The organism is Streptomyces sp. NPDC058284, from assembly GCF_042881135.1.
GTDB lineage: Bacteria > Actinomycetota > Actinomycetes > Streptomycetales > Streptomycetaceae > Streptomyces.
The window spans coordinates 153218-176189 of sequence record NZ_JBHVYE010000009.1 but is presented as its reverse complement, the minus strand read 5'-3'; the positions used below and the strand labels follow the sequence as shown (position 1 = coordinate 176189).

Sequence of the window (22972 nt, the reverse complement as noted above, 5' to 3'; positions counted from 1 at the left end):
ACGGAGGGCCGGGGACATGACGCGGGCCGTCAGGGCGCCGCCACCGAGCCGGGCGCCACCAGCCCCGACTCGTAGGCCATGATGACGAGTTGGGCCCTGTCGCGGGCGCTCAGCTTGCCCATGATGCGGCTCACGTGCGTCTTCGCGGTCAGCGGGCTCAGGCCGAGCGTGTCGGCGATCTCCTGGTTGTTCAGGCCGCGCGCGACGAGCCGCAGGACCTGCCGCTCCCGCTCCGAGAGGCCCTCGGGGCCGCCCGTCACGGGCTGCCCGGCGTCCGGCGCCCGCAGCACCCGGGCGATGAGGCGGGCCGTGGGCCCCGGTGACAGGAGCGCGTCGCCGGCGGCCACCGTGCGGATGGCGTCGAGGAGTTCGGCGGGTCTGGTGTCCTTGACCAGGAAGCCGGACGCGCCGGCGCGGAGCGCGTCGACGACATGCTCGTCCGTGTCGTACGTCGTCAGGATCAGGACCTTCACGCCCGCGAGGTCCCTGTCGGCCACGAGCAGCCGCGTCGCCTCGATGCCGTCGAGGTCGGGCATGCGGATGTCCATGACGACGAGGTCCGCGCGCTCGGTGCGTGCCAGGTCGACCGCCGAGCGTCCCGTGCCCGCCTGCCCCACGACCTCCATGCCGGGCGCCGAGTCGACGAGCATCGCGAACGCGGCGCGCACCAGCGTCTGGTCGTCGGCGAGCAGCACACGGATGGTCATCGGGGGCCTCCCAGGGACAGGGGTACGAGGGGCAGCACCGCCGACACCATGAAACCCCCCTCGGGCCGCGGCCCCGCGTCCAGGGTGCCGCCGACCGAGCGGGCCCGCTCCCGCATCCCGACGAGCCCGAACCCCGGCGCGTGCCCCGCCTCTTCGGTCCTGCCGCCGCCCCCGTCGTCCGTGACCCGCACGCAAAGCGCCGCGTCCGCGGTGCCGACCGACACCCGCACGGTGCTGCCGGGACCCGCGTGCCGTACGACGTTGGTGAGCGCCTCCTGCACGATGCGGTAGGCCGCCGCGCCCACGGCGGCGGGGGCCTCGCACTCCGCGACCGCGAGCTCCACGCGGGCGCCCGACACGCGGGCCGCTGCGGCGAGGTCGGGCAGCCCGTCGAGGCCCGGCAACGGCCCTCTGGCCTCGTCCTCCGTGCCGGAGCGCAGCACCTGGAGGGTGGCACGGAGTTCGCCGCGGGCGCTGCGGCAGGTCTCGGCGACGTCGTCGAGTGCCTTGGCGACGGCCGCGCGGTCGAGCCGTTCCGGGTCGGCGGTCAGCACGTGCGCGGCGACGGACGTCTGGACGCCCACGAGGGTGATGCTGTGCGCGAGCAGGTCGTGCAGGTCGCGGGCGACCCGCAGCCGCTCCTCGGCGACCCGGCGGCGCGCCTCCTGCTCGCGGGTGCGTTCCGCGCGCTCGGCCCGCTCCACCACCGAGGTGACGTACTGGCGGTGGATGCGTACGTACACGCCGAGCAGCAGGAAGGCGACGACCCAGCCGGAGATGCGCAGGGTCTCCGCGCCCTGGGCCATGCCCTGGTGGAACTTGACGCCGAGCATGACGGCCATGCCCGCGGCGCCGACCAGGACGGTGTGCCGGGGGCGGGAGCGGGAGGCCACGGTGAACAGCGCGGCCATCGTCACGGCCATCGGCGCGGTGTGGTTGTTCTCCAGGTAGTGGTAGGGCAGCAGGATCGCCAGCATGGCGATCATGACGCGCATCGGGGCGCGCCGGCGCCACACGATGAGGACGTGGGCGGCGAGCAGCAGCGCCCAGCCGTACGCGTCGGGCGTCCTGCCGTTGTCCCGCACGGCCCGCACGACCACGAGGGCGCTCACGGCCATGGCCGCGGCGAGCAGGGCGTCGGCGCGCAGCCGTTCGCCGGGGGCCGCGGGCCCGAGGAGACGCTCGACGAGGTCGCGGCGGGCGGCGGCGCCCGACGCAGTGCCCCGGACCGCGACAGGTAATTCCACCCCACCATCTTCCGGTACGCGGAAGGGCGCGGGAGACCGCCGCCCGTCCTCGGCAGGACGTCTGCCGTCAGGAAGGTGTCCGCGCCGTCGCGAGGAGGCGCGTCACGTCCTCCGAGCAGATCGTCAGCGCGCAGCCCGCCGTGGCGAGCACGTCCCGCTCGGCCGTGGTGTACGGGCCGTCGGCGAGGGCGATGCGGGCGCCCTTGAGGAGCAGGGCCTCGCGGCCCGCGGGAGCGAGGTGCGGGGCCAGCGGGCCGAGCGCCTCGTGGAGTTCTATGGCGAGGCCGGGGTCGCAGTCGGGCCCGGTGGCGCGTCCGGCGTCGGTGGCGAGCGCCTCGACGAGGGCGACGAGCTGTTCCTCGGTGCAGTCGTCGTGCCCGGCGCCGTGCAGTGCGGCGACGGCCGTGTCCAGGGTGCAGCGCGAGGCGGTGCCACCGGCGGAGAGGACCGCGAGGACGAGGGTGTGCACGGCGTCGCGGAGCATCGCGGCGAGCCGGGTGGTGGTGGGGTGGTCCAGGACGTCCGGGTCGAAGAGGTCCTGGCAGGCGGCGCACTGGACGACGGGTCCGCGGGTGCCGCGCGGCACGACGGGCAGGCCGAGCAGGACGAAGCGGCGCCGTCCTGTGAGCCGCTGGTAGTTGCGGTCGCCGCCGCAGCCCGGACAGAAGAACTCGCCGTCGCCGACGGTGTCCCAGGCGGTGTGCATGCCGATCACGCGCCTGCACAGCGCTCGCCCGCGCGAGACCGGTTTGGCGGGGATGCGGGTATTCCGGCCGTCCTGTCCCCGAGCTGGCAGCACCACGCACCTCCGTAACTCCCCGGCTGCATTGCCGTGTTGGCGTGATGTTAGCCACATCGATGATGTGGCGTCAGCACCTCGTACGGGAGAGCGGGCCGGACATGGCCGGGAGACGACGCGGCCCCGCCCGCCGGATCGGCGGACGGGGCCGGATGAAACCGGGCGGAACCGGTCGGTGGATCAGCGTGCCGCGCGGTTGACGGCGGAGACGGCGGCCTTCAGGGACGCGCGTGTCGTGTTGGCGTCGATGCCGATGCCCCACAGCACCTTGTCGCCGATCGCGCACTCGATGTACGAGGCGGCCTGCGCGGACGCGCCCTCGCTCATCGTGTGCTCCTGGTAGTCCAGGAGGCGTACGTCGATGCCGATGCCCTGCAGCGCGTCGAAGAACGCGGAGATCGGGCCGTTGCCCGTACCGGTCAGGACGGTGTCATCGCCGTCCAGGGTCGCCTCGACGGTGAGGGTGTCGACGCCGTCCGTGTCGGTCGTCGTCTGGCCGTTCTTGACCTGAATCCGACCCCAGGGGTTCTCGGGGTTGGGCAGGTACTCGTCCTTGAAGACGCTCCAGATCGCGGCGGGCGTGACCTCGCCGCCCTCGGCGTCCGTCTTGCTCTGGATGATCTTCGAGAACTCCACCTGCATCCGGCGCGGCAGGTCCAGCTTGTGGTCGTTCTTGAGGACGTACGCGATGCCGCCCTTGCCGGACTGCGAGTTGACGCGGATGACGGCCTCGTAGGAGCGGCCGACGTCCTTGGGGTCGATGGGCAGGTACGGCACGGCCCACTCGATGTCGTCGACGGTCTTGCCCGCGGCGGCGGCCCGGGACTCCATCGCGTCGAAGCCCTTCTTGATGGCGTCCTGGTGGGAGCCGGAGAAGGCGGTGTAGACGAGGTCGCCCGCGTAGGGGTGGCGGGGGTGGACCTCCATCTGGTTGCAGTACTCGTAGACGCGGCGGACCTCGTCGATGTCCGAGAAGTCGATCTGCGGGTCGACGCCCTGGCTGAAGAGGTTCATGCCCAGGGTGACCAGGTCGACGTTGCCGGTGCGCTCGCCCTGGCCGAACAGGCAGCCCTCGACGCGGTCGCCGCCGGCCATCACGGCCAGTTCGGCGGCGGCGACGGCGGTGCCGCGGTCGTTGTGCGGGTGGATGGAGAGGCAGACGAACTCGCGCCGGGACAGGTGGCGGGACATCCACTCGAAGCGGTCCGCGTGGGTCGAGGGCGTCGAGCGCTCCACGGTGGCGGGCAGGTTGAGGATGATCTCGCGCTCGGCGTCGGGCTGCCAGACGTCCATGACGCCCTCGCAGACCTCCAGGGCGAAGTCCAGCTCGGTGTCGGTGAAGATCTCCGGGCTGTACTGGTAGCCGAAGGTCGTACGGTCGTCGAGCAGCTTGTCCGCGTACTCCATGACCAGGCGTGTGCCGTCGACGGCGATCTGCCTGACGGCGTCGCGCGAGCCGCGGAAGACGACGTCGCGCCAGACGGGGGCGGTGGCGTTGTACAGGTGGACCGTCGCGCGCCGGGCGCCCTTCAGGGATTCCACGGTCCGCTCGATGAGCTCCTCGCGGGCCTGGGTCAGGACGGAGATCGTCACGTCCTCGGGGATCGCGTCCTCGTCCTCGATGATCGAGCGTACGAAATCGAAGTCGGTCTGGCCCGAGGAGGGGAAGCCGACCTCGATCTCCTTGTAGCCCATCCGCACCAGCAGGTCGAACATGGCGCGCTTGCGGGCCGGGGACATCGGGTCGATCAGCGCCTGGTTGCCGTCGCGCAGGTCGGTGGAGAGCCAGCGGGGGGCTACGGTGATCCGCTTGTCCGGCCAGGTGCGGTCGGGGATGTCGACCTGCTCGTACTGCCCGTACTTGTGGACCGGCAGGGACGTGGGGCGCTGGAAGTTCGGCATGTGCGGGGCTCCTCGGAAGTGTCCTGAAGGACGGCCGACGGTCTTAGCGCAACGCCGAACTCCGCGGGGAGGGGGTCGGCCTCGACTACAGGCCCTCGCCGCGGCAGCTAAGGAGAAGCAGCCCGAATCGCATGATGTGCCGCAGCCTAGCCGAGCCGCGTTCCGTGCGCGGGCCCGTATCAGTATGCGGGACCGGTGTCGGATTCCGGCCGGAAAGTGCCCTGTACCACGCTGAGCGAAGCTCAGGCCCCCGTATGCCTCTATTTCACCAATCATGGTGGCTGGTAGTGACAGCGGCATGACCCAGTGCCACATTGCCGCCATGACCACCAATCCGGCAGGCTTCGAGCCTGTCTTCTGCTCCATCGTGCCACCGCACGTCCTGGACGCCCTCGCCCGGAGCCAGGACCCCGCGCTCGCCGCACCCGCCCGCCGCACCCTGCAGCGGGACGCCTTCGAGCGCACCCAGCGCCGCCTGACGACCGTCATCGGCGCGCCCAGCGTGAGCCCGCCCAAGGAAGCCGCGGCGGGCAAGCCGCACCGCACCATCCACGACGCACGGCACCGCACGGAGCTGCCGGGCCGCAAGGTCCGCGGCGAGGGCGAGAAGCCCGGCAAGGACGCCACCGTGAACCGCGCGTACGCGGGCCTCGGCGCGACCTTCGAGCTCTACCAGAAGGCGTACGAGCGCAACTCCATCGACAACAACGGCCTGCCGCTGATCGCGACCGTCCACTACTCCGAGGAGTACAACAACGCCTTCTGGAACGGCGAGCAGATGGTGTTCGGCGACGGCGACCAGGAGATCTTCCTGGACTTCACCATCCCCGTGGACGTCATCGGCCACGAGCTCACCCACGGCGTCACGCAGTACACGGCGAACCTCACCTACTTCGGCCAGCCGGGCGCCCTGAACGAGTCCCTCTCGGACGTGTTCGGCTCGATGATCAAGCAGTACACGCTCGGCCAGACCGCCGCCGACGCCGACTGGCTGATCGGCGCGGGGCTGCTCGCCCCGCGCGTCACCGGCAAGGCGCTGCGCTCGATGAAGGAGCCCGGCACCGCGTACGACGACGACGTGCTCGGCAAGGACCCGCAACCCGCCGACATGGACCACTTCGTCAACACGGGCCGCGACAACGGCGGCGTGCACATCAACTCCGGCATCCCCAACCGCGCGTTCTACCTGGTCGCCAACGCCCTCGGCGGTCACTCGTGGGAGCGTGCGGGAGAGATCTGGTACGCCGTCCTGACCGGCGGCGAGCTGGCGCAGGACGCGTCCTTCACGGACTTCGCGAAGCTGACGGTGGCCGCCGCGCGGGCGAAGTTCGGCGACGGCGACGAGCTCAAGGCCGTCATCGACGCGTGGTCCACGGTCAAGGTGCCCACCAACGGCTGATGACGCGCTACCGGCCGCCCACCGGGTGCAGTAGACAGGACCCATGCGTATCCAGGTGAAGCGGACCGGAGGTTTCGCGGGCATCGACCGGCACGCCGAGGTGGACACCTCGCTGCTGGCCGATGCCCCGGAATGGCACGCCCTGGCCGAGAAGGCCCTGGCCGACGGGCGGGACGCCCCGCGGATAGGGGTGCCCGACGGCTTCAACTACCAGCTGACGGTGGACGGGCGGACGGTGTACTGCTCGGACCCGCGGCTGACGGAGCCGCAGCGGAGGCTGATCTCGCGGGTGCTGAAGGAAGGCGCCTGAGGCCCTTGAGGGGCGCCGAGGACTGGAACCTGAGGGTTGTTCATCTTTCTTCGGCGCACCCATTGACTTCCGTACCGGCCGGTCCGGAAGATCCCGCCCATGGCAGCGAGCGCGGCGACACCGGCGAGAGAACCGTTCCCCCAGTTCCCCCACGGTTTCCTGTGGGGCGTCTCCACATCGGCCCATCAGATCGAGGGCGCCGCCGACCAGCGCGGCGCCTCGGTCTGGGACGCGTTCACGGCCGAGCCGGGGAACGTGAAGGACGGCTCGACGGCCGAGGTCGCCTGCGACCATTACCACCGCTACCGCCAGGACGTGGCGCTCGTCCGGGACCTCGGCGTGGACGCCTACCGCTTCTCGGTCTCCTGGCCGCGCGTGCTGCCCGCCGGCGCGGGGGCGCTGAACCCCGCGGGACTCGACTTCTACGACCGCCTCGTCGACGAGCTGTGCGCGTCGGGCGTACGCCCCGTCGCCACCCTCTTCCACTGGGACACCCCGCTCGCCCTCCAGCGGGCCGGCGGCTGGCTGGAGCGGCGGACCGCCGAGCGGTTCGCCGAGTACGCGGCCGTGGTGGCGGCCCGCATCGGTGACCGCGTCACCAAGTGGATCACCCTCAATGAGCCCGCGGAACACACCCTGCTCGGCCACGCGCTCGGCCAGCACGCCCCCGGCGAGCGGCTCCTCTTCGACGCGCTGCCCGCCGCCCACCACCAGCTCCTCGCGCACGGCCTCGCCGTACGGGCGCTGCGCGCGGCGGGCGCCCACGACATAGGCATCGCCAACTCGCACGGCCCGACCTGGCCGGCCTCCGGCGCCGAGGGCGACCGCGCCGCGGCGGACCTCTACGACGTACTCCTCAACCGCCTCTTCGCCGACCCGCTGCTCCTCGGCCGCTACCCGGAGGGCTTCGGGGAGCTGATGCCGACGGACGACCTCGAAGCGGACCTGAAGGTCATCGCCGAGCCCCTCGACTGGTACGGGATCAACTTCTACCAGCCGACGAAGGTGGGCGCCCCACCGCCCGAGGGCACGGCCGCCGAGTTCTCCGGCGTCACACTCCCGCCCGAACTCCCCTTCGCCCCCCGGGAGATCGAGGGGTACCCGGTCACGGACTTCGGCTGGCCGGTCGTCCCGGAGGCCTTCACCGAACTGCTCACCGCGTTCCGCGACCGCTACGGCGACCGCCTCCCGCCCCTCGTGATCACCGAGAACGGCTGCTCGTACGACGGCCTCGACGACCAGGAGCGGATCGCCTACCTGGACGGCCACCTGCGGGCGCTGCACCGGGCGCTGGAGGCGGGCGTCGACGTGCGCGGGTACTTCGTCTGGTCGCTGATCGACAACTTCGAGTGGGCGGAGGGCTACCGGCAGCGGTTCGGCCTCGTCCACGTCGACCACGCCACCCAGGAGCGCACGCCCAAGGCGTCGTACCACTGGCTGCGCGAGACCCTGCGGGCGCGGCGCCCGTGACCACGGTCGCACTGCGGGAACCGACGGAGCGGGTCGGCCGCGGCTGGACGGCTTCCCTGTCCCTCGCCAACGGCGCGATCTGGGTCGGCTGGTACGGCCCGCTGCAGATCCTGCTCGCCCTCCAGGCGGAGGACCTGGCCCCCGCGGGCACCTCCAAGGAGACGGTCCTCGCCTGGGTGACGGGCGCGGGCGCGGTCGTCTCACTGGCCGCGAACCCGCTCTTCGGCGCGCTCTCGGACCGCACCACGTCCCGGTGGGGCCGGCGCACCCCGTGGATCGTGGCGGGCACGGCGGGCGGCGCCGCAGCGCTGCTGCTGCTCTCCGCGGCGGGCTCGGTGTGGTGGCTCGCGGCGGGCTGGTGCCTGGTCCAGCTCACCCTGAACGCCGCCTTCGCCGCGGTCACGGCCGCCGTCCCCGACCGCGTGCCGCGTCCGCAGCGTGGCTCGGTGGGCGGCTGGCTCGGCGCGGCGCAGCTGCTCGGCGTGGTCGTCGGCACGGGGCTCGCGACGGCGGCGGGCGGGACGGTCGCGGGGTACGCCGCCTGCGCGCTCTGCACGGCGGCGGGCGTGCTGCCCTACGTCGTACGCCACCGTGACCTGCGCCTGACACCGGCCGACCGGCCGCCGTGGAACCGCCGGGAGTTCCTGGCGGGCTTCCGGCTCAGCCCCCGCGGCCACCCGGACCTGGCCTGGGCCTGGCTGACCCGCTTCCTGATCAACGTCAGCAACTCGGTGGTGCTGCTCTACCTGCTGTACTTCCTGCGCGACCGCCTGGCGTACGCCGACCCGGAGCAGGGCGTGCTGATCCTGACGGCGGTGAACGGCGCGACGATGCTCGCCACGGTCGTGGTGGGCGGCGCCTGGTCGGACCGGGTGGGCCGCCGCAAGCCCTTCGTGATCTGGTCGGGGGCGCTGATGGCGGTCGCGACGGGCCTGCTCGCCTGCTGGCAGACCTGGCCCGGCGCGGTCGTCGCGGCTGCTGTGCTCGGCATCGGCTTCGGCGTCTTCACGTCGGTGGACTTCGCCCTGATGACGGACGTCCTGCCCACGGCCATGGACCGCGGCAAGGACCTCGGCGTCATCAACATCGCCAACTCCCTGCCCCAGGTGGCGGCCCCCGCGATGGCGGCCCCGATCGTCACGTACCTGGGCGGCTACCGGGTGCTGTACGTGACGGCGGCGGTGATCGGGCTGGTGGGGGCGGGCCTTGTGACGCGGATCGGAGGGGTGGAGTAGAGCCCGTCCTCAGAACCCGAGCTTGCGCAGCTGACGGGGGTCCCGCTGCCAGTCCTTCGCGACCTTGACGTGCAGGTCGAGGAAGACCGGCGTACCCAGCAGCGCCTCGATCTGCTTCCGCGACTTGATCCCCACATCCTTGAGCCGCTTGCCCTTGGGACCGATGATGATCCCCTTCTGGCTGGGCCGCTCGATGTAGACGAACGCGTGGATGTCGAGCAGCGGCTTGTCGGCCGGCCGGTCCTCGCGCGGCAGCATCTCCTCGACGACGACCGCGATGGAGTGCGGCAGTTCGTCGCGCACACCCTCCAGCGCCGCCTCGCGGATCAGCTCCGCGACCATGACCTGCTCGGGCTCGTCCGTGAGGTCGCCCTCGGGGTAGAGCGCGGGGCCCTCGGGCAGCAGCGGCACGATGAGGTCGGCGAGGAGGCCGATCTGCTGGTCGCCGACGGCGGAGACCGGCACGATCTCGGCCCACTCGAAGCCGAGCTCCGCACCGAGCTGGTCGATGGCGATGAGCTGCTCGGCGAGGGTCTTGCTGTCGACGAGGTCCGTCTTGGTGACGATCGCGATCTTCGGCGTCTTCTTGATGGAGGCGAGCTCCTTGGCGATGAAGCGGTCGCCGGGGCCGAGCTTCTCGTTGGCGGGCAGGCAGAAGCCGATGACGTCGACCTCGGCCCACGTCGTGCGCACGACGTCGTTGAGCCGCTCGCCGAGGAGCGTGCGCGGCTTGTGCAGGCCGGGGGTGTCGACCAGGATCATCTGGGCGTCGGGCCGGTGCACGATGCCGCGCACGGTGTGCCGCGTGGTCTGCGGCTGGTTCGCGGTGATCGCGACCTTCTTGCCGACCAGAGCGTTCGTGAGGGTGGACTTGCCCGCGTTGGGGCGGCCGACGAAGCAGGCGAAGCCGGCGCGGTGGACGGCCTCGGACGGCTCGGCTGATGACGGGGTACGAACGCTCATGGCGCCCATTGTCCCTGATCCCGGAAGCCCCGCCGCACAGCCCGGCCCGCAGGGGCCCGCCGTACGGCGCCCGAGCCCGCCCCATGAGCCCCCCACAAGCGGCTCGGCAACACGAAACACGGCGGAAACCCGTGGGTGCCCGTTACGAAACGCGGGCGCGTGACGCTCTCCCCCCATGACGACCTTCGCCGCCCCCCACCTCGACACCGGCGACACCGCCTGGCTGCTCGCCGCCACCGCGCTCGTCCTCCTGATGACGCCGGGCCTCGCCCTGTTCTACGGCGGCATGGTCCGCACGAAGAGCGTCCTGAACATGCTGCTCATGTCCTTCGTGGCGATCGCGCTGGTCACCGTGGTGTGGCTGGTCGCGGGGTACTCGCTGGCCTTCGGGGACGACGCCTTCGCGGGCCTGATCGGCGGCGTCGGCCACCTCGGCATGGCGGGCATCGGCCCGGACACCCTCACCGGCACGGTCCCCACCCTCCTCTTCACCACCTTCCAGCTCACCTTCGCGGTGATCACGGCGGCGCTGATCAGCGGCGCGATCGCGGACCGCACGAAGTTCGCGGCCTGGCTGGTCTTCGTACCGGTCTGGACGCTCGTCGTATACGTTCCCGTGGCGCACTGGGTGTGGGGTCCCGGCGGCTGGATCGCGGACTCGCTCGGCGCGCTCGACTTCGCGGGCGGCCTGGTCGTGGAGATCGCGTCGGGCGCCTCGGGCCTCGCCCTGTGCCTGGTGCTCGGCCCGCGCATCGGTTTCCGCAAGGAGGCGATGCGCCCGCACAACCTCCCGATGGTCCTGATGGGCGCGGGGCTGCTCTGGTTCGGCTGGCTCGGCTTCAACGGCGGCTCGGCCCTCGGCGCGAACGGCCTCGCCGCCGCCTCCCTCCTCAACACGCTGGTCGCGGGCTGCACGGGCCTGCTCGGCTGGCTCTTCGTGGAGCAGCGGCGCGACGGCCACCCCACCACCTTCGGCGCGGCGTCGGGCGCGGTGGCGGGCCTGGTCGCGATCACCCCGTCGTGCGGCGTGGTCGACATCCTCGGCGCGGCGGTGATCGGACTCGCGGCGGGCGTCGTCTGCTCGTACGCGGTCGCGTGGAAGTTCCGCCTCGGTTACGACGACTCGCTCGACGTCGTCGGCGTGCACCTGGTGGGCGGCGTGATCGGCACCCTCCTGATCGGCCTGTTCGCGACGGCCACGATGACGGGCGGCGCCGAGGGCCTGTTCCACGGTGGCGGTGCGGCGCAGCTCGGCAAGCAGGCGGTGGCGGTCGCCGCGGTGGCTTCGTACACGTTCACGCTCACGTACGCCCTCGGGAAGGCGATCGACGGGCTCCTGGGCTTCCGGGCGTCGGCCGAGGACGAGGTGACGGGCCTCGACCAGACACAGCACGCGGAGAGCGCCTACGATCACGGCGTCCTGGCGAGTCCCGTGGGCTCCGCCTCGGTCAAGAAGGGGAGCCCCGTCGCATGAAGCTGATCACCGCGGTCATCAAGCCGTTCCGTCTGGACGAGGTGAAGACGGCCCTCCAGGAACTCGGCGTACACGGCCTGACGGTCACCGAGGCGAGCGGCTACGGCCGCCAGCGGGGCCACACGGAGGTGTACCGGGGCGCGGAGTACCAGGTCGACCTGGTCCCCAAGGTCCGCATCGAAGTCGTCGTCGACGACCCTGACGCGGACCCGGTCATCGACGCGATCGTGCGCGCCGCACACACGGGCAAGATCGGCGACGGCAAGGTGTGGGCGGTGCCGGTGGAGACGGTGGTCCGGGTGCGGACGGGGGAACGGGGTCCCGACGCGGTGTGACGGGCCCGTCGATTTCAGCCCCTCCGGCGTTTGAGGAGCGGGGGTCCGGGGCGGAGCCCCGCCGAAGGCCTCAGCCCGCCGCCACCCGCTCCCGGACCTCCCCGTCCGCCCCCGCGAGGAACACCGGCGTCCCGGCCCCGCCGAGGTCCCGTACCGCCGCGAGATCCTCGTCCCGCACGGCCGTCTCGCCGGAGACGACCGCCGCCGCCTCCAACGACTCCGCGCCGGACGCCACCGCCATCGCCACGGCGGTCCGCAGCGCGGACAGCTGGAGCGAGTCGAGCGCCACGGTCCCCGCGACATACGTACGCCCCGTCTCGTCCCGCACAGCCGCCCCCTCGGGCACACCATTGCGGGCCCGGGCGGAACGAGCCAGGGTGACGATCTTGCGGTCCTCGGGGTCCAGCGCGGCGCTCTCAGTCATGGACCGAGCATACGGAGCACGCACCGCTACATCGCCACCGGATGGATCGATCCCCGGCGCCCCTCGGGCGAGGCGAGCCACGCCAGCTTCCCCGCCGTGTCCACCTCGGCGTCCGGCAGCGGCGTGTGCAGCACGATCGTGAGGTCGGGCCTGGCAGGCACCTTCAGCTGCGTCGACTCCAGGTTCAGCGCGCCCACCACGGGGTGCTCGATCTCCTTGGCGAGCTGCCCGCCGGGCAGGATGTCCCGCCGTTCCCACAGCTCCGTGAACTCCGCGCTGACCGACTTCGCCCCGGCGATCACCGCGGCGAAGCCGTCGTCCTGGGGGTGCTCCGAGCACGCGGCCCGGTACATGGCCACGACCTGCGGGGCGTTCCGCTCCCAACTCTTCGCGCGGGCGCGGTAGATGGCGTCGGTGAAGAAGCTGAGCAGGCAGTTCTCGGAGGTCTCCGAGCGCATGCCGAGCACCGAAGCGGCCGCGTCGTTGTACATGACGCAGTTCCAGTACGCGTCCATGATGTGCGCCGGGTACGGCAGCCACGCGTCGATGAGCCGGTTCAGCCCTTGGCACATGCCCCGGTCGGTCTGCGCGACCTCGGGCGCGGGCGGGTTGAGCCCGGACAGGACGTACAGATGGCGCCGCTCCGCGCTGCTCAGCTTCAGGACCCGCGCCACGGAGTCCAGGACCTGCGGCGAGACGGAGATGTCCCGGCCCTGCTCCAGCCACTGGTACCAGGACGCCCCGACCCCGGCGAGCACGGCGACCTCCTCGCGGCGCAGACCGGGCGTACGACGACGGCCACCGCCGTCCGGAAGCCCGGCCTCCGCGGGGCTGACCCGCGCGCGACGGCTCATCAGGAACTCCCGCAGCTCCCCGAGCCGATGCGCCTTGGATGCGCCGGTGTCCGACTCCGCACCCGCTGCTGCTGCCGTTGCCATATGGCGCTCCCCCAAGCACTGACTGGTGTTCCGACCACCAGCATAAGTTCCCGCTCCCCACGACTATTCCGGCCACCGCAAGCTCTTGACCATGGCGATCGACACCACCACCGCCCCATCCGCCCAGGCCGCCCCACCGGCGCCGCGACCGCAGAACCCCAGGCTCTCCTCCCGCGACAAGCTCGTCCTCTTCGTGCTCTGCGCCGCGCAGTTCATGGTCGCGCTCGACTTCTCCGTGCTGAACGTGGCGCTGCCCGTGCTCGGCGCCGACCTCGGCATGAGCCAGTCCGCGCTGCAGTGGGCGGTGACCGCCTTCGCGCTGCCCTCGGGCGGCTTCCTGCTGCTCTTCGGCAGGGCCGGCGACCTCTTCGGGCGCCGCAAGCTGTTCCTCGCGGGCCTCGCCCTCTTCGGCCTGGCCTCGCTGCTCGCCACCTTCGCGTGGGACCCGGCGTCGTTCCTGGCCGGGCGTGCCCTGCAAGGGGTCGGCGCGGCGGCGATCGTGCCGACCGGCATGTCGCTCCTGACGACCACGTTCCCCGAGGGCCCGCAGCGCGACCGGGCGCTCGGCATCTCCGGCACGCTGCTCTCGCTCGGCTTCACGGTCGGCATGGTGCTCGGCGGCGTACTGACCGACACCCTCGGCTGGCGCTCCACGATGGGCCTGCTGACCCTCTTCGCGCTGATCGTGCTGCCGCTGGCGCCCGGACTGCTGCCCGAGTCCCGCACCCCGGACCGCCCGCGCCTGGACATCCCGGGGGCCGTGACGGTCACCGGCGGCCTGCTCTCCCTGATCTACGCGCTCTCCACGGCGGCCGAGCGCGGCTTCGGCGGCGCGGACGTCGTCGTCACCCTGGTGGCGGGCGTGCTGCTGCTCGCGGCCTTCGGGTACGTCGAGTCACGCGCCGCCGCGCCCCTCGTCTCGCTGCCGATGCTGCGCCGCCGCACGGTGGCGTGGGGCAACCTCGGCGGTCTGGTCACGTTCTCGATGATGTCGACGGTCGTCTTCGTGCTCACCCTCTACCTGCAGGAGATCCTGCACCTCTCCGCGCTCAGGGCCGGCCTCGTCTTCGGCGTGCAGGGCGTCGTCTCGGTGGTCGCGGGGTCCTACGCGCCGAAGGTCATCGGCCGCTTCGGCGCGCGCCGCACGCTGGTCGTCTCGCTGTGCGGCCAGGGCCTGTTCGGGCTCGCGCTGCTGGGTATCGGGGAGAGCGGCTGGTCGGTGTGGCTCGCCACGGCCGCGGTGTCGCTGGCGAGCATGTTCCACCTGGGCGCGATCGTCTCGTACGGCGTGACCGTCACCTCGGGCGTCCCCGACGAGGAGCAGGGCCTGGCGACCGGCCTGGTCACCTCCACCCAGCAGGTGGGCATCACGATCGGCATCCCGCTGCTCGGTGTCCTCTCGACGACGGGCCCGGACCTGCTGGCGGGCACGCGGACGGTCCTCCTGATCGACGCGGCGGTGGTCCTCGCGACGGCGGCCGCGGTGGCGGCCGGACTCGGCGGACGCAAGCGCGGTTGAGCCCGCCGAGTCCTCGCGTGACGTCGGCCCGGCCCGGTCAGGGGCGGGCCGACGTCACATCACGCACCGAAGGCCGGGCCAGGGAGGAGAGGAACGCCTCCCAGGTGTCCGGGCCCACCGCGACGACCGCGCCCCGGGGGCGCGCCGAGTCACGGATCAGGACCGTCCCGCCGGTCCAGGCGATCTCCACGCAGTCGTCGTTGGACGCCCCGCTCGCACTGCTCTTGCGCCATCCCCACGTGCTGACCACGCTTCTCCTCCACCCCGGGTGCGGAAGGCCAGCCGGCCCAGCACGGCTGGTGCACAGGGACGTAGCACCTCTTCCAGGATAACGGCGCGTCATACACTTCCGAACGACTCGAAATGCGCCAAGGTCCTGTGATGCAAGCGGGGTTGATGGGGCGTCAGGCAGCCTCGGCGGGCGGCAGGAGCCTCTCCAGATCGTCGGCGCCCTCCTCGGCCCTGACCGCCAGAGCCCTGAGGATGTCCACGGTGCGCTCCTTGACGGCGAGGTCCTCCAGCTCCCAGAACCTCTCCAGATAACGCCCGCTCTCCTCGGGCGCGCTGGTGCTGTAGGAATCGCCCCGCGGGTTCTCCAGGTAGAGCGAGTCCGGCATCTCGTCCGCCTCGAACTCGAAGAGCGTGAAGGGCCCCTGGACCCCGGGGTGCCCGCCGACGCTGAACGGCAGGATCTGGATGGTGAACTTCGGCAGGGCCGCCAGTTCCGCGAGCCGCTCCAACTGGGCGCGCATGACGCCGCGTCCGCCGATCTGGCGGCGCAGGACCGCCTCGTCGAGGATGTAGAACACCTCGCGATCGCCGGACGTCAGCATCTCCTGGCGGGAGAGCCGCACCTCGACGGCCCGCTCGATCATCTCGTCGGCGATGCCCTTGTCGTACGCCCGCATGATGGCGCGGCCGTACTCCTCGGTCTGCAACGGCCCCGGCACTTGCAGGGAGTTGTACGCCCGGACGATCGACGCCGACGACTCGAGGGCGAGGAACTGCAGGAACTCCTTGCTGTACAGGTCGCGGTACTCCGTGTACGGCATCTTCCGGCTGCCCCGCGCGAGGTCGAGCAGCTCCTCGATCTTGCGGCGGTCCCGGATCCCGTACGCCTCCAGGAGCGGCCGCAGGTCATTGACCGAGACGCCGACCTCGCCGGCCTCGATCCGGATCAGTTTGGAGGGGCTCCACTCCATCTTCGCGGCGACCTGGCGCTGCGTGAGATGCGCGGCGGTCCGCGCCTTCCGGAGCTCTGTGCGCAGCCTCAGCCGCTGAAGTGCCGCACTTGGCGCGCTCATGATGGCTTCACCTCCGACCGGATGGTGCGAGGTGCAACATAGCAGACTAGCAGCTTACTCATCGAGACCTTTCGGGACGACAGTTCACGCCACTGCCCAGGAGACCCCGAACCCCGTGGGTGCGCAACCGGAGCGACGGCCCGGGATCGACAGTTGCCGGATAGCTATATCGCACTTGGCGAGCCCTCGATGAGCAACGTGCCCGACAGTACTACCCATGTCGCATCCTGCAGGCTACGATACGGCAGAGGGTAGCCTGCTCAACTGACCATCACCGCAAGGAGGTTGGGAACAGCACCGGCAGGGTCCGGCCTCACTCCGTCGAGTGTCGGCCACCGCTGGTTCGCCCTTCCTGGCGCCACCCGTTCGTGGCTCGCCGCGGTATCCACGACTCGCGTGGAACCAGGGAGGAGAACAGCCCGATGGCCGAGAAGCCGGACGGGCGTCGCACCATCCGCACGTGGACCGACCGGGTCGCACTGTCGGCCCCGTGGGTGAGCCTTCTGATCATGGTCCAGGAGATCATCGACAGGTGGGTACTGCCCCACGTGTGAACGGAGACTGGTCCCGGCCTCCAGGCCGGGACCAGCTGCGGCGGACGCCATCGCACGACGTTTCCACTCCGAGTTCCCTTGGCCGGCAGCCCGGAGTGGGAGCGTTTCGGATCCGCCTCCCGCTCCATTCTGCCGCCCCATGTCCCCGATGGCGAGGGCCTGTTGGGACACTCTGCACGGTGCACCCCGGCTCGCGCACGCCCCTCAGGGGCGGTCGAGGCGCAGCCGCTCCGCCCGTGGCAGCCCGGCCACCACCAGGTCGTACGAATCCTCGATGAGCTCCCTGACCTGCCGGTCGGGGAGCCCCGCGGCGACCGAGACCGTGTTCCAGTGGCGCTTGTTCATGTGCCAGCCCGGCACGATCTCGGGATGGGCGGCCCGCAGCCGCACGGCGATGTCCGGCTCACACTTGAGGTTGACGGTGAGCGGACGCGCGTCGAGGGCCGTGAGCGCGAACACCTTCCCCGCCACCTTGAAGACCGAGGTCTCCGGGTTGAAGGGGAACTCCTCCACCACGCCGTTGAAGGACAGGCAGAACGCCCGCAGCGCCTCGGGCGTCACCCGGACTCCCCCGCCCTCTGCTCCTCGCCGTCGGCGGCGACGGGCTCCACGAGCACGGTCATGATCCGGTTGCGGCGCCCCGCCGCGGACTCCGCGGTGAGCTTCAGCTCCCGCCCGTCGGGCAGCGGCACGGCCGCCGAGGCGCCCGCGATCGGGACGCGGCCGAGCCGCTTGGCGAGCAGCCCGCCCACCGTCTCCACGTCCTCGTCGTCGAACTCGTCGAACCCGAAGAGCTCGCCCAGGTCGCCGATGTCCAGGCGCGCCGTGACGCGGTAGCAGCCGTCGGCGAGCTCCTCGACCGGCGGCAGCTCACGGTCGTACTCGTCGGTGATCTCACCGACGATCTCCTCAAGGATGTCCTCGATCGTCACGATGCCGGCCGTGCCGCCGTACTCGTCGATGACGACGGCCACGTGGTTGCGCTCCTGCTGCATCTCGCGCAGCAGGTCGCCCGCGTTCTTCGTGTCGGGCACGAAGGTCGCGGGGCGCATCGCCGTCGACACGAGCTCGGACTCGGCGTCGCGGTTGATGTGCGTCTTGCGGGCCAGGTCCTTCAGGTACACCATGCCGACGACGTCGTCCTCGCTCTCCCCCGTCACAGGGATCCGCGAGAAGCCGGAGCGCAGCGCGAGGGTGAGCGCCTGGCGGATGGTCTTGAAGCGCTCGATGGCGATCAGGTCGGTGCGGGGCACCATGACCTCCCGTACGAGCGTGTCCCCGAGCTCGAAGACGGAGTGGACCATGCGCCGCTCCTCGTCCTCGATGAGGGACTCCTTCTCGGCCAGGTCGACCATCGCGCGCAGCTCGGCCTCGGAGGCGAAAGGGCCGCGCCTGAAGCCCTTGCCGGGCGTGAGCGCGTTGCCGATGAGGATCAGCAGGGGCGGGATCGGGCCCATGACGCGGGCCAGCGGCAGCAGGACGTACGCCGCGGCGGTCGCCGTGTTCAGCGGGTGCTGGCGGCCGATGGTGCGCGGGGAGACGCCCACGGCGACGTAGCTGACGAGGACCATCACGCCGATGGCGACCGCGAGCGCCTGCCAGGTCGCGTCGAACTCCTTCAGGCAGGCGTACGTCACCAGGGCCGACGCCGCCATCTCGCACGCCACCCGCACGAGCAGCGCCACATTGAGATAGCGGGTCGGGTCCGCGGCGACCTGCGCGAGCTTCGCGCTGCCGCGGCGCCCGGAGCGGGCGGCCTCCTCCGCGCGGAAGCTGGAGACCCGCGCGATGCCCGCCTCGGCGCACGCGGCGAGCCAGGCGACGACCACGAGGGCGACGGCGCCGGCGATCAGCTGAGGGCTCATGGCGCTACGAGACCGTGGGCGCGGGGGACGGCCCGGTCAGGCCCTTCTCCGCACGCCAGCCGTCGACGATCGCGGCCTGCAGGGAGAACATCTCGGCCTTCTCGTCCGGCTCCTCGTGGTCATAGCCGAGCAGGTGCAGCACTCCGTGGACGGTGAGGAGCTGGAGCTCCTCGTCCATGGAGTGCTGCGTCGGGGCGTCCTTGCCCTGCTGGGCGGCGACCTCGGGGCAGAGCACGATGTCCCCGAGAAGCCCCTGCGGGGGCTCGTCGTCCTTCATGGGCGGCCGCAGCTCGTCCATCGGGAAGGACATGACGTCCGTCGGGCCGGGCAGGTCCATCCACTGCATGTGCAGCTGCTCCATGGCGTCGCCGTCCACGACGATCACCGAGAGCTCGGAGAGCGGGTGGATGCGCATCCGCGCGAGGGCGTAACGGGCGATGTCGAGGATCGCCTGCTCGTCGACCTCGGTTCCGGATTCGTTGTTGACGTCGATCGACATGGTGCTGCTGGTCTACTTCCCGTCGCGGCTGTCGTGCTTCTCGTACGCGTCGACGATACGGCCGACCAGCTTGTGCCGGACGACATCGTGCGACGTGAGCCGGGAGAAGTGGATGTCCTCGACGCCGTCCAGGATCCGCTGCACCTCGCGCAGGCCGCTCTTGGTGCCGCCCGGCAGGTCGACCTGGGTGACGTCACCAGTGATGACGATCTTGGAGTCGAAGCCGAGGCGGGTGAGGAACATCTTCATCTGCTCGGCGCTGGTGTTCTGCGCCTCGTCGAGGATGATGAACGCGTCGTTCAGCGTCCTGCCGCGCATGTACGCCAGCGGGGCGACCTCGATCGTGCCCGCGGCCATCAGCCGGGGGATGGAGTCGGGGTCGAGCATGTCGTGCAGGGCGTCGTAGAGCGGGCGCAGGTACGGGTCGATCTTCTCGTAGAGCGTGCCGGGCAGGAAGCCGAGCCGCTCGCCGGCCTCGACCGCGGGCCGGGTCAGGATGATGCGGTTGACCTGCTTGGACTGGAGTGCCTGCACGGCCTTGGCCATGGCGAGGTAGGTCTTGCCCGTACCGGCGGGGCCGATCCCGAAGACGATGGTGTGCTTGTCGATCGCGTCGACGTACCGCTTCTGGTTCAGCGTCTTGGGGCGGATGGTGCGGCCGCGGGAGGAGAGGATGTTCTGCGTGAGGACCTCGGCGGGGGTCTCCGGCGAGCCCGTGCCGTTCTCGTCCGCCCTCAGCATGGCGATCGAGCGTTCCACTGCGTCCTCCGTCATCGGCTGACCGGTGCGGAGCACCAGCATCATCTGGTCGAACAAGCGCTGGATCAGGGCGACTTCGTGGGCATCCCCCACGGCGCTGATCTCATTGCCCCGGACATGGATGTCGGCCGCCGGGAAGGCCTTCTCGATCACCCGCAGCAGGGCGTCGCCGGAGCCGAGGACCGTCACCATGGGATGGCTGGCGGGGACGGTGAAGTGGGCTCGGGCCTGGTCCTGCGCGTCGGTGTGAGTCGTGGGTGTCTGAGTCATGGGCCGGCTCTGAAGGCCTGCTCATCCTCCTCGTGCGGGGCTTGTGGCCGCTCGACAGCCTTGCACTGCCAAGAGTACGACGCGCCGCCGTCCCGGCCGTAGGCCTTTTCGTCGCGCCCGTCGCATACGACCTGAACCACCACGGGGCGGCGGATCTTCCCCACGGCCAGCTCGGAGCCCGTCCCCGCGCCCCCGCCTGCGCCAGGACGCCCGGCACGCACCGGCGAAACCGGCCGGCCGGACGGCCGGTGCTCCTCTACGGGGAGCGGAAACCGATGGTCGGCACCGCCCTGCGCAGCGGCCACGGCCGCGTCGCGGCGGGCAGCAGCTTCTCCAGGAACGCGTACCGCCGCAGCGCCACCGGATCCTGGTCCTCGACTTCCCGCACCCGGCTCCACCAGGCCCCCACCTCGGCCCATCCCGGCGCCGAGAGGGACCCGCCGAACTCCTGGACCGAGAGGGCCGCCGTCAGCCCCGCGAAGGCGAGCCGGTCCGCGAGCGGCCACTCCGCCAGCGTCCCCGTGACGAATCCGGCGACGAAGACGTCCCCGGCCCCGGTGGGGTCGAGCGCCTCGACCTCGATGGCCGGGACCTCCGCGGTCTCGCCGGTCCGCCGGTCCACCGCGTACGCGCCCTCCGCGCCCAGCGTCACCACGGCGAGCGGCACGTGCTCGGTCAGCGCCCGTGCGGCCTCCCGCGGGCACGACGTGCGCGTGTAGCGCATCGCCTCCTCGGCGTTCGGCAGGAACGCCTCGCAGTGCCGCAGGTCGGGCAGGGCCGCGAGGTCCCAGCGTCCGGTGTCGTCCCATCCGACGTCGGCGAAGATCCGGGTGCCGCTCCGCGCGGCCCGCGCGATCCAGGGGGCGCGGCTGCCTGGGGTGAGCGAGGCGACGGCGGCACGCGCGCGTGGCGGGCAGAAAGGGGCGCCCCGGTCCGGCGCCGCCGCGTCCAGCGGCGGCTCGTGGCCGTGGCTCACCATGGTCCGCTCGCCCTCGTACGCCATCGAGACCGTCACCGGCGAGTGCCAGCCGGGGACGGTGCGCGACGGCGTGAGGTCGATGCCCTCACCCTGTTCGAGGGCGTCCCAGCAGTACTCCCCGTAGTGGTCGTCGCCGAAGGCCGCGGCGAGCGAGGTGTGCAGGCCGAGCCGGGCGAGCGCGGTCGCCATGTTGGCGACGCCGCCGGGGCTCGACCCCATGCCGCGCGCCCAGGACTCGGTCCCGCGCACGGGCGCGGAGTCGAGCCCGGTGAAGATGATGTCGAGGAAGACCGTGCCGGTGAGGTAGACGTCGCAGTCCGGATCACCGGCTCTGCGGGCCGCCTTCAGCGGGTCGACGGTGGGCTTTGGTGGTACGACCATGCAGGCAACGTAACGGATCAGGGCCCTTCTGACGGATCTCCGTGGGAGAAGGAGCGGCGTTCGGCACGCGCGTCGCGACGCCACGGAGATCCGTCACAAGGGCCCTGACCCTGCGGGAGGCTTGGGGGCTTCCGTGTGGCACGCCGGGCGGCGGCGCCGCGCCCGGACTACCAGCGCGGTACGGCCGGTGTCGTCCAGGCCGGATCGGCCACCCGCATCGCCGCCGCGTCGTCCCGTTCCCGCAGCGCGCGGAAGCCGTCGTCCAGCCAGCGCGCGTGCAGGGCCGCGAGCCTGGCCCGGTCGAGCTCGACGCCGAGGCCTGGGGTGTCGGTGACGGCGACCTTCCCGGCCACGAACCGCGGCCGGGAGGTCAGCACGTCCTCGGCCTGCCACGGGTAGTGCGAGTCGCAGGCGTGCGCGAGGCCCGGCACGGTCGCCGCCACCTGCGTCATGGCGGCCAGGCTGATCCCCAGGTGCGTGTTGGAGTGCATCGACACGCTCACGCCGAACGTCCGGCAGACCGCGGCCAGTTCACGTGTGCGCCGCAGTCCGCCCCAGTAGTGGTGGTCGGAGAGGACCACCTGCACGGCCCTCTTCGCGAAGGCCTCCGGTATCTCGTCGAAGGTCGTCACGCACATGTTCGTGGCGAGCGGGACCCGGGTGCCCGCGGCGACCTCGGCCATCGCGGGCGTGCCGAGCGCCGGATCCTCCAGATATTCGAGTACGTCCCCGAGCTCGGCCGCGACCCTCAGCGAAGTCGCCACCGACCAGGCCCCGTTGGGGTCGAGCCGCAACGGCGTGCCGGGGAACGCCCCGGCCAGGGCGCGGATCGCGGCGATCTCCTCGTCCGGCGGGAAGACGCCGCCCTTGAGCTTGAACGAGGAGAAGCCGTACCGCTCGGTGAAGAGCCGGGCCTGCGCGACGATCCCGGCCGGGTCGAGGGCCGCGCCCCACCCGGCGTCCGGCTCGCACGCGACGCCCTCGGGGTGCTCGGCCCATTTGTAGAAGAGGTACGCGCTGTACTCCACGGCGTCGCGCACCTTGCCGCCGAGCAGCGCGTGCACGGGCAGCCCGAGCGCCTTGCCGAGCGCGTCCAGACAGGCCACCTCGAACCCGGAGACGACGGAGAGCCGCAACTTCTCGGCGCTCTGCACGCCGCGCAGCCCGCCGACGTCCAGGGAGTCGTCGACCCGCGCGGCGTCGACGCCCACGTCGTCCACAAGTGTGAACAGTCCGTTCAGGTCGGAGACCTCCCGCCCCACGAGCCGCTCGGCGAGGGGCCGCGCCACCTCCAGGTACTTCCCGTCCCCGTAGGTCTCCCCGATCCCGCTCACCCCACCCCGCGTGACCACCTCGATGATCAGCCGTGGCGTGTAGGGCTGATGGACCCCCTGAGTATTGAGCAGCGGCGGATCGGCAACGAGAACGGGAGTGAGCCGTACATCGGTGATGACGAGACCGCCACTTCGCTGTCCATACATGAGAACGGAGAGTAGATAGACGAACGAGCCGGAGTCAACGGCCAGGGGTGGGGAACGGCGCAGGACAAGGGGCGCGGGGAACTCCCCGAAGGGGCGCGGGAAACTCCGCGAAGGGGCGCGGGGAACTGCGCGACCAGCCACAGCCGACCCGCAGCTCC

Annotated in this window: 23 protein-coding genes; 8 read left to right on the top strand and 15 right to left on the bottom strand. The window is 71.6% G+C overall.

Annotated elements, in window-relative coordinates; all coding sequences use genetic code 11:
- Positions 1–29: 29 nt before the first annotated feature.
- The 4 genes from ACFVYR_RS15570 to leuA all read right to left on the bottom strand — a co-directional run bounded on the left by ACFVYR_RS15570 (position 30) and on the right by leuA (position 4655).
- Positions 30–707 (bottom strand): response regulator, encoded by a 678-nt coding sequence (locus ACFVYR_RS15570; protein WP_384255178.1) that lies wholly within the window; start codon positions 705–707, stop codon positions 30–32.
- Positions 704–1954, bottom strand: coding sequence for a sensor histidine kinase (locus tag ACFVYR_RS15565; protein WP_384255175.1), 1251 nt, complete (start codon positions 1952–1954; stop codon positions 704–706). The genes ACFVYR_RS15570 and ACFVYR_RS15565 overlap by 4 nt, the downstream gene beginning before the upstream one ends.
- A 67-nt stretch (positions 1955–2021) precedes the next feature.
- The gene (locus ACFVYR_RS15560) at positions 2022–2753 is read right to left on the bottom strand and encodes a TerB family tellurite resistance protein (RefSeq protein WP_384255173.1); all 732 of its coding nucleotides are present in this window, start codon (positions 2751–2753) and stop codon (positions 2022–2024) included.
- A gap of 180 nt (positions 2754–2933) precedes the next feature.
- On the bottom strand, positions 2934–4655 hold the full coding sequence (gene leuA / locus ACFVYR_RS15555; RefSeq protein ID WP_384255170.1) for a 2-isopropylmalate synthase: 1722 nt from the start codon (positions 4653–4655) through the stop codon (positions 2934–2936).
- Positions 4656–4977: 322 nt separating this feature from the next.
- Here leuA and ACFVYR_RS15550 point away from each other — a divergent pair, with 322 nt between their 5' ends.
- The 4 genes from ACFVYR_RS15550 (at position 4978) to ACFVYR_RS15535 (ending at position 9069) form a co-directional block, all read left to right on the top strand.
- Positions 4978–6054 (top strand): M4 family metallopeptidase, encoded by a 1077-nt coding sequence (locus tag ACFVYR_RS15550; RefSeq protein WP_384255168.1) that lies wholly within the window; start codon positions 4978–4980, stop codon positions 6052–6054.
- 43 nt (positions 6055–6097) lie between these two features.
- A complete protein-coding gene (locus ACFVYR_RS15545; RefSeq protein WP_384255166.1) occupies positions 6098–6364 on the top strand; it encodes a protealysin inhibitor emfourin in 267 nt (88 codons plus the stop codon).
- 99 nt (positions 6365–6463) lie between these two features.
- Positions 6464–7834: a GH1 family beta-glucosidase gene (locus tag ACFVYR_RS15540; protein WP_384255163.1), complete on the top strand. Its 1371-nt coding sequence runs from the start codon at positions 6464–6466 to the stop codon at positions 7832–7834.
- The gene (locus ACFVYR_RS15535) at positions 7831–9069 is read left to right on the top strand and encodes an MFS transporter (RefSeq protein WP_384255161.1); all 1239 of its coding nucleotides are present in this window, start codon (positions 7831–7833) and stop codon (positions 9067–9069) included. The genes ACFVYR_RS15540 and ACFVYR_RS15535 overlap by 4 nt, the downstream gene beginning before the upstream one ends.
- 9 nt (positions 9070–9078) lie before the next feature.
- On the opposite strand, the gene era is transcribed toward ACFVYR_RS15535, so the two are convergent.
- Entirely contained in the window at positions 9079–10041 is a 963-nt protein-coding gene (gene era, locus ACFVYR_RS15530) for a GTPase Era (protein ID WP_384255159.1), read from the bottom strand.
- Between the two features lie 166 nt (positions 10042–10207).
- Here era and ACFVYR_RS15525 point away from each other — a divergent pair, with 166 nt between their 5' ends.
- Together ACFVYR_RS15525 and ACFVYR_RS15520 are read left to right on the top strand one after the other, a co-directional pair.
- Complete coding sequence (locus ACFVYR_RS15525) at positions 10208–11506, top strand: ammonium transporter (RefSeq protein ID WP_384255156.1); 1299 nt, start codon at positions 10208–10210, stop codon at positions 11504–11506.
- Entirely contained in the window at positions 11503–11841 is a 339-nt protein-coding gene (locus ACFVYR_RS15520) for a P-II family nitrogen regulator (RefSeq protein WP_384255154.1), read from the top strand. Before ACFVYR_RS15525 ends, ACFVYR_RS15520 begins: the two co-directional genes overlap by 4 nt.
- A gap of 70 nt (positions 11842–11911) precedes the next feature.
- Here ACFVYR_RS15520 and ACFVYR_RS15515 read toward each other — a convergent pair whose 3' ends face one another.
- On the bottom strand, positions 11912–12265 hold the full coding sequence (locus tag ACFVYR_RS15515; RefSeq protein ID WP_384255151.1) for a cytidine deaminase: 354 nt from the start codon (positions 12263–12265) through the stop codon (positions 11912–11914).
- Positions 12266–12291: 26 nt separating this feature from the next.
- Positions 12292–13203, bottom strand: coding sequence for a helix-turn-helix transcriptional regulator (locus ACFVYR_RS15510; RefSeq protein ID WP_384255149.1), 912 nt, complete (start codon positions 13201–13203; stop codon positions 12292–12294).
- 91 nt (positions 13204–13294) lie between these two features.
- Here ACFVYR_RS15510 and ACFVYR_RS15505 point away from each other — a divergent pair, with 91 nt between their 5' ends.
- Positions 13295–14722 carry an MFS transporter gene (locus ACFVYR_RS15505; protein WP_389611909.1) on the top strand — a complete coding sequence of 476 codons (1428 nt, stop codon included), beginning with the start codon at positions 13295–13297 and terminating at the stop codon, positions 14720–14722.
- A 37-nt stretch (positions 14723–14759) separates the two neighbouring features.
- Here ACFVYR_RS15505 and ACFVYR_RS15500 read toward each other — a convergent pair whose 3' ends face one another.
- Together ACFVYR_RS15500 and ACFVYR_RS15495 are read right to left on the bottom strand one after the other, a co-directional pair.
- Positions 14760–14972: a DUF397 domain-containing protein gene (locus ACFVYR_RS15500; RefSeq protein WP_384260141.1), complete on the bottom strand. Its 213-nt coding sequence runs from the start codon at positions 14970–14972 to the stop codon at positions 14760–14762.
- Positions 14973–15126: 154 nt separating this feature from the next.
- Positions 15127–16026, bottom strand: coding sequence for a helix-turn-helix domain-containing protein (locus tag ACFVYR_RS15495; RefSeq protein WP_384260144.1), 900 nt, complete (start codon positions 16024–16026; stop codon positions 15127–15129).
- A gap of 422 nt (positions 16027–16448) precedes the next feature.
- On the opposite strand from ACFVYR_RS15495, the gene ACFVYR_RS15490 reads away from it, so the two are divergent.
- Complete coding sequence (locus tag ACFVYR_RS15490) at positions 16449–16580, top strand: hypothetical protein (RefSeq protein ID WP_384260146.1); 132 nt, start codon at positions 16449–16451, stop codon at positions 16578–16580.
- 204 nt (positions 16581–16784) lie between these two features.
- On the opposite strand, the gene ACFVYR_RS15485 is transcribed toward ACFVYR_RS15490, so the two are convergent.
- The 6 genes from ACFVYR_RS15485 to ACFVYR_RS15460 all read right to left on the bottom strand — a co-directional run bounded on the left by ACFVYR_RS15485 (position 16785) and on the right by ACFVYR_RS15460 (position 22814).
- Positions 16785–17141: an MmcQ/YjbR family DNA-binding protein gene (locus ACFVYR_RS15485; RefSeq protein ID WP_384260148.1), complete on the bottom strand. Its 357-nt coding sequence runs from the start codon at positions 17139–17141 to the stop codon at positions 16785–16787.
- Positions 17138–18445, bottom strand: a complete 1308-nt coding sequence (locus ACFVYR_RS15480; protein WP_384260151.1) for a hemolysin family protein — start codon at positions 18443–18445, stop codon at positions 17138–17140. Before ACFVYR_RS15480 ends, ACFVYR_RS15485 begins: the two co-directional genes overlap by 4 nt.
- 4 nt (positions 18446–18449) lie before the next feature.
- Positions 18450–18944 (bottom strand): rRNA maturation RNase YbeY, encoded by a 495-nt coding sequence (gene ybeY / locus ACFVYR_RS15475; protein WP_384260153.1) that lies wholly within the window; start codon positions 18942–18944, stop codon positions 18450–18452.
- A 12-nt stretch (positions 18945–18956) separates the two neighbouring features.
- Positions 18957–19973 (bottom strand): PhoH family protein, encoded by a 1017-nt coding sequence (locus ACFVYR_RS15470; RefSeq protein ID WP_384260155.1) that lies wholly within the window; start codon positions 19971–19973, stop codon positions 18957–18959.
- Between the two features lie 256 nt (positions 19974–20229).
- A complete protein-coding gene (locus ACFVYR_RS15465; protein WP_384260158.1) occupies positions 20230–21333 on the bottom strand; it encodes a carbohydrate kinase family protein in 1104 nt (367 codons plus the stop codon).
- Positions 21334–21500: 167 nt separating this feature from the next.
- The gene (locus ACFVYR_RS15460; RefSeq protein WP_384260161.1) at positions 21501–22814 is read right to left on the bottom strand and encodes a glucarate dehydratase family protein; all 1314 of its coding nucleotides are present in this window, start codon (positions 22812–22814) and stop codon (positions 21501–21503) included.
- Between the last annotated feature and the right edge of the window lie 158 nt (positions 22815–22972).

Bases quoted from the DNA above. Each gene is read 5' to 3' on its own strand.
- ACFVYR_RS15470 (WP_384260155.1), bottom strand. From the start codon at position 19,973: ATGACTCAGACACCCACGACTCACACCGACGCGCAGGACCAGGCCCGA.
- ACFVYR_RS15510 (WP_384255149.1), bottom strand. From the start codon at position 13,203: ATGGCAACGGCAGCAGCAGCGGGTGCGGAGTCGGACACCGGCGCATCC.
- ybeY (WP_384260153.1), bottom strand. From the start codon at position 18,944: ATGTCGATCGACGTCAACAACGAATCCGGAACCGAGGTCGACGAGCAG.
- ACFVYR_RS15490 (WP_384260146.1), top strand. From the start codon at position 16,449: ATGGCCGAGAAGCCGGACGGGCGTCGCACCATCCGCACGTGGACCGAC.
- ACFVYR_RS15480 (WP_384260151.1), bottom strand. From the start codon at position 18,445: ATGAGCCCTCAGCTGATCGCCGGCGCCGTCGCCCTCGTGGTCGTCGCC.
- leuA (WP_384255170.1), bottom strand. From the start codon at position 4,655: ATGCCGAACTTCCAGCGCCCCACGTCCCTGCCGGTCCACAAGTACGGG.
- ACFVYR_RS15505 (WP_389611909.1), top strand. From the start codon at position 13,295: ATGGCGATCGACACCACCACCGCCCCATCCGCCCAGGCCGCCCCACCG.
- ACFVYR_RS15515 (WP_384255151.1), bottom strand. From the start codon at position 12,265: ATGACTGAGAGCGCCGCGCTGGACCCCGAGGACCGCAAGATCGTCACC.
- ACFVYR_RS15570 (WP_384255178.1), bottom strand. From the start codon at position 707: ATGACCATCCGTGTGCTGCTCGCCGACGACCAGACGCTGGTGCGCGCC.
- ACFVYR_RS15465 (WP_384260158.1), bottom strand. From the start codon at position 21,333: ATGGTCGTACCACCAAAGCCCACCGTCGACCCGCTGAAGGCGGCCCGC.
- ACFVYR_RS15520 (WP_384255154.1), top strand. From the start codon at position 11,503: ATGAAGCTGATCACCGCGGTCATCAAGCCGTTCCGTCTGGACGAGGTG.
- ACFVYR_RS15550 (WP_384255168.1), top strand. From the start codon at position 4,978: ATGACCACCAATCCGGCAGGCTTCGAGCCTGTCTTCTGCTCCATCGTG.
- ACFVYR_RS15460 (WP_384260161.1), bottom strand. From the start codon at position 22,814: ATGTATGGACAGCGAAGTGGCGGTCTCGTCATCACCGATGTACGGCTC.
- era (WP_384255159.1), bottom strand. From the start codon at position 10,041: ATGGGCGCCATGAGCGTTCGTACCCCGTCATCAGCCGAGCCGTCCGAG.
- ACFVYR_RS15540 (WP_384255163.1), top strand. From the start codon at position 6,464: ATGGCAGCGAGCGCGGCGACACCGGCGAGAGAACCGTTCCCCCAGTTC.
- ACFVYR_RS15495 (WP_384260144.1), bottom strand. From the start codon at position 16,026: ATGAGCGCGCCAAGTGCGGCACTTCAGCGGCTGAGGCTGCGCACAGAG.
- ACFVYR_RS15545 (WP_384255166.1), top strand. From the start codon at position 6,098: ATGCGTATCCAGGTGAAGCGGACCGGAGGTTTCGCGGGCATCGACCGG.
- ACFVYR_RS15525 (WP_384255156.1), top strand. From the start codon at position 10,208: ATGACGACCTTCGCCGCCCCCCACCTCGACACCGGCGACACCGCCTGG.